General features: G+C 65.9%; 8 protein-coding genes. 3 read left to right on the plus strand and 5 right to left on the minus strand.

Annotated elements, in window-relative coordinates; genetic code table 11:
- The first annotated feature begins 212 nt into the window (after nt 1-212).
- Nucleotides 213-812, plus strand: a complete 600-nt coding sequence (locus tag U9983_RS18345; protein WP_322755212.1) for a hypothetical protein — start codon at nt 213-215, stop codon at nt 810-812.
- Here U9983_RS18345 and U9983_RS18350 read toward each other — a convergent pair.
- Nucleotides 809-985: a hypothetical protein gene (locus tag U9983_RS18350; RefSeq protein WP_322755213.1), complete on the minus strand. Its 177-nt coding sequence runs from the start codon at nt 983-985 to the stop codon at nt 809-811. The two genes, U9983_RS18345 and U9983_RS18350, sit on opposite strands and share 4 nt — an antisense overlap.
- A gap of 261 nt (nt 986-1246) precedes the next feature.
- Between U9983_RS18350 and U9983_RS18355 the strand changes: the two genes are divergently transcribed.
- The gene (locus U9983_RS18355) at nt 1247-1984 is read left to right on the plus strand and encodes a hypothetical protein (protein WP_322755214.1); all 738 of its coding nucleotides are present in this window, start codon (nt 1247-1249) and stop codon (nt 1982-1984) included.
- Between the two features lie 74 nt (nt 1985-2058).
- On the opposite strand, the gene U9983_RS18360 is transcribed toward U9983_RS18355, so the two are convergent.
- A complete protein-coding gene (locus U9983_RS18360; RefSeq protein ID WP_322755215.1) occupies nt 2059-2682 on the minus strand; it encodes a MarR family winged helix-turn-helix transcriptional regulator in 624 nt (207 codons plus the stop codon).
- A 307-nt stretch (nt 2683-2989) separates the two neighbouring features.
- Between U9983_RS18360 and U9983_RS18365 the strand changes: the two genes are divergently transcribed.
- Entirely contained in the window at nt 2990-4054 is a 1065-nt protein-coding gene (locus U9983_RS18365; protein ID WP_322755216.1) for an aromatic ring-hydroxylating dioxygenase subunit alpha, read from the plus strand.
- 137 nt (nt 4055-4191) lie between these two features.
- Here U9983_RS18365 and U9983_RS18370 read toward each other — a convergent pair whose 3' ends face one another.
- From U9983_RS18370 to U9983_RS18380, 3 genes are all read right to left on the minus strand, one after another.
- Complete coding sequence (locus U9983_RS18370; RefSeq protein ID WP_322755217.1) at nt 4192-5109, minus strand: alpha/beta hydrolase; 918 nt, start codon at nt 5107-5109, stop codon at nt 4192-4194.
- A gap of 68 nt (nt 5110-5177) precedes the next feature.
- Entirely contained in the window at nt 5178-6281 is a 1104-nt protein-coding gene (locus U9983_RS18375; protein ID WP_322755218.1) for an NAD(P)-dependent alcohol dehydrogenase, read from the minus strand.
- A gap of 105 nt (nt 6282-6386) precedes the next feature.
- A partial coding sequence (locus tag U9983_RS18380; protein ID WP_322755219.1) for an aldehyde dehydrogenase family protein occupies nt 6387-6996 on the minus strand: 610 nt, incomplete at its 5' end.

Genomic DNA, 6996 nt, shown 5'->3' on the forward strand with positions numbered 1-6996 from the left:
AAGCTCTTAATGTATCAGTAGTCGGTGCCGGGCGGGTTGAGCACGACTCCTCGTCCGGCACCGACCGCCATATGGCTGGGTGGGCAATGAGTAGAGGAGGGCAGTGCCGGCATTCGATCTTATGGTGACCATATGAACAGACTGCTGTGCCCATGAAGAGTCGCTGGATGTACACACGTAACTCACCATTTCCACTGGAAGGAGACAGTAGAATGAGCACCATGCTCTCAGCGCCGCGCGGGGCACTATCCGATCATGACGAAGTCGGTCATGACGGTGCCGAGATTCTCAGCCTCGTTGTGAATCATCCCGAGTTTGAACGCTTTCGACTGTCGACGCTTGCGTATCCCGAATGCTGGGCGACGTTCACAGGATATCCCCTCGTCGCGGGATGGGACCTGGACCAGGACGGCCCGGCGCTGTTTGACGAAGCGCTGCGCGTCATGTGCTTGAAGGCCGCCGTCTTCCGGCTTACTGATGGAGACGAGCAGGCCGCGGAGCTGATGTGTGCGCCTCCGGTTGACGAGATGATCCACGCTTTAATTGCACAGTTCACACTCTTGGTCCGGATTCAACAATCCCTCGGGATCGCCTTCGTGCATTCCACGGACATGGAACGGTTCGGCTGGAATCCCGGGGATTACACCCACCGGTGCTACCGCGTCGCAGGATGGGGGGACCTTAACCCAAGGTACTGGATCAGCGCGTCGGAAGTCGCTCGGCGCCTGGCGGTCCTGCGGGAGAAGTACAGCAACATTGGCATTCACGACGATGGGCGGCGGCATGACTTCGACTTCGGCCAGGTTATCTAGTCTGCTGAGGCCAGCGCCTCCCGCAGCGCCTCGATGACCTGTTCGGGCGAAAACTTCTCGGTAGCGGCTGCCTCCGCCTCACGCAGAGTGGAGGCAAGCCGTACGGGGTCGGATCCGTGGATAACCTGCCGCAGCCACAGGCCGAGTGCTGCGGCATCGTCCGGCGGTGACATTACGAGATCGTCTGGTGGAAGTGGTACTCCTGCGCTCTTGTAGCACCCTGGAGGTAGGCCGACCTTGAGCGGATGTACGCACACCGCGACACCAGTAGCACGGTCTTTCCGGTAGCCGAAGGCGGGGTGATGCTCGCTTCCCTGCGAGGGTCGCTCGATGACGTCGAACTCGCCAGGGCCGAACACGTGTGCAGGGCACACATCGCAGACATCCTCATTCGGCCATGACATCATTCCCAAATCCCCATGCTGGGAGTCTACGTGGGGCTGGAAGACGCAGGGACGGCATTGTCGTGCCCCCGACCCTCCATGGTTTTAGCCGCGCTGCACCTTGCGCGCCGCTGGTGTACGGGGCATGCCATCGACGGTGCCCCGGCAATGGCGCACGCGGTGCGTGTCGCGGTGAAACTTTGCCAGTACTACCCGACTGCCACGGCTGAACTGGTCGCCGCCGTGCTTTTACATGACAGTCCGTACTTTGTTCCCGACGGCCAAGATCTCGATATCGTGCTATCCGAAACCGTGGGCAACGAGGTCTGTCGAATTGTCCGTGCGATCGAACAGGAGCACTTCGCCCTCGCGGTCTATATCAGCGATCCTCGGCGTGTTGAGGTGCACCTCCGACATGCGGCCTCCCACGATAGGGCTGTCGTCCTCGCGAGTGCAGCGGACAAAGCGGTCAGTCTCGCGTCTATCATGCGGCGTGTCTCACGGGCCGGAGATATCTGTACCTACTGGTCCGCCCGATCGGCGTTCGTTGCGCGGATACCGTACTTCTGGTTCTTCGTCAACGAGGTAGGGTGGATTTTACCGGTGGGATTGGCTGAGGAGCTGAGTGTACTGGTAGCTGCTGCTGAGCGCAGCATCCGCAGGGCAGGACTCGACCCGCGGACGGATGCCGGGTGCGCGCTTTTGGATACTCCCCGCGAAGACTCCCTGGATGGTGATCACACGCTGCTCGTCGACGGTCGGGAGTTCCGGTTGTTGGATGGCTCGTGAGGGGCAGGGTGAGCGGCTGGCAGACCAGAAAGACCACCGGTCATCCGGGTTACGACGGGCCGGAGGGAACATGGCTACGACGCAGCCTGCTCGCCGTCGACCCGATCCGAGGCGGTAGACCGGTCGGTGCTGGCGGCGACTATCCGGGCGAGAAGTGTCAGGAACGTCGCCTGCTCGTCCGGGGTGAGTGGACCAAGGATGATCTCGTTCATCGCGTCGGCTCGACGGGCGACGGTGGCGTGCACGGCCTCGCCGTGTCGGGTGAGGCGCAGGACGTTGCGTCGCCCGTCGGCGGGGTTGCGCAGTCGCCGGACGAGGCCGCGCTGCACCAGTCGTGCGACCACGTCGGCAACGTTGGAACGGTCGAGTGATGCGCGCTCTCCGACCGTCTTCTGGTCGACGCCGGGCTCGGCGAGCAGGCAGTTGAGCACGGCGAACTGAGGCGGGGTGGTCTCGTCGGACACCACGGCGTTCCACAGTTGATAGGTCACCTGCTGGAGCCGTCGGGCCAGATGGCCCGGGTGCGCCGCGAGGTTCGCGGGTTCCGCGCGCGGTCCGTCGGGTTGTAGGGCTGACGGCGCCGGCTGGGTAGACGGGGCGGATGATCCGCCGCCGTCGCATTCCGGATCGTCCACATGTCTGGTCAGCGGTCGGTTCCGTCCCTCCCGAAGCGGCGCTCTGGCGGAATTATAGTCCATACGTGGATTCACCGGCACGCGGTGACGTCGACTGTGGCACTGCTCGATAGCCCCGGACCGCCCGGCGGTACGGCGCCTTGACCGGCTCTTGACGGTGGCTGTCTCAAGTGCCACTCTTAAGTTACTCTGTACACGGAGTATCGCCATACACACTACATCATGATAAACGGAGTATCGCGATACACGGAGTATGGCGATGTGGCGGATGGACGGTGTCCGCTCCCGAGGGCGAATCGGGCTGGTCTCCGACGTGCTGGTGGTGTTCCCCTGAGAGCGCCCGGCAATAGGGGCGCCGACGTGAGAGGTGATGAGGGTGTTTCCGCAGAACCAGTGGTATGTCGCGGCTTGGAGCCGTGAGGTCGGCCGCGACCTGTTCGCGCGGACGATCTGCGGCGAGCCGATCGTCTTCTACCGCACGCTGGACGGGCGGGTCGTCGCCCTGGCCGACCGCTGCGTCCACCGCCGCTACCCGCTGTCGCTCGGAACACTGCGGGGCGACGACCTGGAGTGCGGGTACCACGGCTTCACCTACGACTGTTCGGGCACCTGCATCGCGGTGCCCGGCCAGGAGCGGGTGCCGCGAACCGCGCGGGTGCGCAGCTATCGCGTCGTCGAGCAGGCCAACTGGATCTGGGTCTGGATCGGCGAAGAGGCCAAGGCCGACCTCGCCGCCGTTCCGGACAACCACTGGCTCGACGACCCCGACTGGACCATGATCGGCGGCATGGCTCCCCTGCCGACCCGCTACCAACTCCTGGTCGACAACCTGCTCGACCTGTCGCACGAGACCTACCTGCACGCGGGATTCATCGGGACTCCCGAGGTGGCCGCGACGCCCATTCAGACCGAGGTCGACCACGCCGAGCAGGTCCTCCGGATCAGCCGGCACATGCACGGCGTGGAGTGCCCGCCGTTCTATGAGAAGTCGACCGGATTCTCCACGCCCGTCGACCGCTGGCAGGACATCGAGTACCGCCCGGTCTGCTCGTACGTGCTGCATTCACGGATCGCGCCAGTCGGCATACTGCCGGGAGACGACGGCGTAGACACCGGCGCTGTGCACGTAAAGATTCTCTACGGAATAACGCCGGAAACCGAGCACAGCACGTTCGACTTCTGGGCGGTGGCCCGCGACTTCGCGCTGGGCGACGCCGAGGTCTCCGCCTTCTTCGAGCGGATGAATCAGGAGGTCGTGCAGCAGGACGTGGACGCGCTGACGCTACTCGAACGGGTGATCGCGGACGAGGAGAAGGCCAGCGGGGACTCCGAACACGGCCGCGTCCAGGAACTCAGCATCGCCATCGACGCAGGTGCCCTCGCCGGACGCAAAATGATCAGAGAAATGCTGGCATCCCCAACACCGACATCCTGAATATTCCGGTGAGCTGAGCGTACCGGCCGGCAACGCGAGTATGCCGCCGGTGCGCTCAGCTCACCGTGTCCTGTCCAACGCAACCCCGCCGTGATCGGGCACGACGGGGTGGTGACCACGGGGTGGGCGTTGTCGGATTACAGGCGCAGCACGTCCGCGATCAGTTGGTCGACGGCGTCTGCGGCCGCGTCCACGGCAGCGGTGTGCAGGTGGAAAAGGTGGTCGAGTCCCTCGACCCGCTTCGCGATGACCTTTGTGCCGGCCTGTTCGAGCCGGTGCGCGTACGCTTCCCCCTCGTCCCTGAGAACGTCGTACTCGGCTGTGTAGACCACTGCCGGCGGAAGCCCGCAGAGGTCGACGGCCGCAAGCGGAGACACCAGGGGATGGCTTCGCTGCGCCGGGTCAGGCACGTAGTTCTCCACGAACCACCGGCCGGTCATCGCGTCGAGACCGAATCCGGTCGCATTCTCGGTGTGCGAGGGCAAGGCCATCGTGGCGTCGACGGCGGGCGTCAGGAGGACCTGAGCGGCCGGCACGTTTTCGCCCCGCAGCTCAAGACATGCCGCGGCGGCGAGGTTGCCGCCGGCGCTCCATCCTCCGACGGCAACGCGGCCGCCGTCACCGCCGATCTCGCCGGCGTGCTCCCGGGCCCACAGGTAGCCCGCGACCGCGTCGTTCAGCGCTGCCGGAAAGGGTTGCTCCGGCGCATGCCGGTAGTCGACGCTGACCACGACCGCGTCGGCGCCGACGGCCAGGCGCCGGCACAGCCAGTCGTCACTGGCCAGGTCGCCGAGCGTCCAGCCGCCACCGTGGAAATAGGTCAGCACGGGCCGGCGCCCATCCATTCCCGGCCGGTAGATCCGCACCGGGAGTTCCCCAGCGGGACCGGGCACCATCCGGTCCGCCACGTGCACGACGGGCATCGGGCGGTCAGGTAAAGCCATCAGCTGGGCGTACAGCGCTCGGGCCTGGACGGGTGTGAGCGTGTGGAACGGTGGCAGGCCCGCTGCGGCAGCCTGTTTGAGAACAGCCTCGAATTGCGGATCAACCGGCATGGTGTGCCTTCCAGTTAGAGCGCCCGGCAATAGCCCCGCAGCGCCGCGTCCCCTATTGCCGGTTGCTCCTAGAATGTGAGCACCGGTTTGATGGTCTTACCTGCCACCATGTCGTCGACCGCGGTTTGGATCTGACTGAACCCGTACTCGGTGATCAGTTTCTGGACCGGCATCCGGCCGGAGCGAACAAGAGCGACGAGAACGGGCAGCAGCCGTTCGGTCTCGCTGTCACCGAGGGTGATCCCGACAACCTGGCGGCCCCCCAGCATGGCATTGACATCGAGCCCCACCTCGGAGCCGAAAGGAGGCGCGCCGACGATGACCGCCGTCCCACGAGCGGCAAGGCAGTCGATCGCCGTCCGCAGGACAGCGGTGTTCCCCGTCGTCTCGACCACGCCGTCGACCCCCGCGCCACCGGTAATCTCGGCCAGCTGTTCGGCGACGCCGCCGTCGGTGGCGTTGACAACGTCGGTAGCCCCCAGCTGCACCGCCAGGCGCAACCGTTCTTCGATCCGGTCGACGGCGATGATGCGTGTCGCCGGTGTGAGGGCAGCCGCCATGATCGCTGACAGGCCGACGGAACCGGCGCCGGTGACCGCGATCGTCGCGCCGGGGCGCGGATTCAGGATGTTCCAGACCACGCCGGCGCCCGTCTGCACGCCACAGCCCAGCGGCGCGATCAGGTTGAGCGCGACGTCGGCGTCCACTCTGACGACGCTGCGCTCGTCGACCAGGGCATGACGGGAGAAGGAGGACTGGCCGAAGAAGTGACCGCCGATCGCCTCCTGCGCCCTGCTGATGGTCGACGAACCGTCGGCACGGACGCCGCCGAAAAGGTTCATCGGAAGCCAGGTCGCGCAGTAGGCCGGGTGGCCGTCCCGACAGTTCCCGCATCGGCCGCAGGAGGTGAACGACAACAGGACATGGTCACCTGGCTGCACCCGACTGACCCCGGAGCCGACGCTTTCCACCACGCCGGCGCCCTCGTGCCCGAGGACGCCAGGCAGGGGGAACGGCAGACCGCCCCCGGCAACAGTGAGATCGGTGTGGCAGACGCCGGCTGCCACCAGGCGCACGACGACCTCGTCGGGTCGCGGGTCGTCCAACTCGACCTCGGACAGTGTGAACGGTTCTCCGGCCTTCTCGACGATTGCCGCTTCCGTCGTCGTCATGCTGGCTGTGTCTCCTTGCTCGGTGGTCACGTGCTCGCGGATTTCGTGGACTTCGCGGACGTAGTGGTCGGTGCTGGCGCCCGATCAGTCGGTGCTGGCGCCCGATCAGGTGAGCGCGACGATGACGGACTTGACCTGCGTGTACTCGTGCAGACCTTCCGGCCCGTTCTCGCGGCCGTAGCCAGACTGCTTGTAGCCGCCGAATGGCATGGCGGGATCGAGCAGTGCCCAGCCGTTGACCCACACGATGCCCGCCGCAAGCCGTGCCGCGACCCGGTGGGCTCGGGCGACATCGCGGGTGTGCAGGCCTGCCGCGAGTCCGAAGGGCGTGCTGTTGGCGAGCGCGACGGCCTCGTCCTCGTCGTCGAACGGCTGGACGGTCAGCACCGGGCCGAAGATCTCTTCCTGGACGAGGCGGGAGTCATTGGGCATGCCGGTGATGACGGTGGGGGCGTAGTACGAGCCGCCACCGAGGTCGAGCCGCCGCCCACCGGTCACAATCCGGACACCGTTGGTTGCACGGGCCAGCTGGATGTACTCCTCGACCTTGGCCAGGTGGCGCTCGCCGCCCAGCGGCCCCACGATGGTGGACTCCTCGAACGGATCCCCGACCGGCACGCCGGCGGCGCCACCTGCGACGGCTTCGACCACCGTGTCGAACAGTTCGCGCGCCACCAGCAGCCGGGTGCCGCCCATACAGAACTGGCCGGTGTTG

The sequence above is a fragment of the Protofrankia sp. Cas3 genome (genome assembly GCF_963555955.1).
In the GTDB taxonomy this organism is placed as follows: Bacteria; Actinomycetota; Actinomycetes; order Frankiales; family Frankiaceae; genus Protofrankia.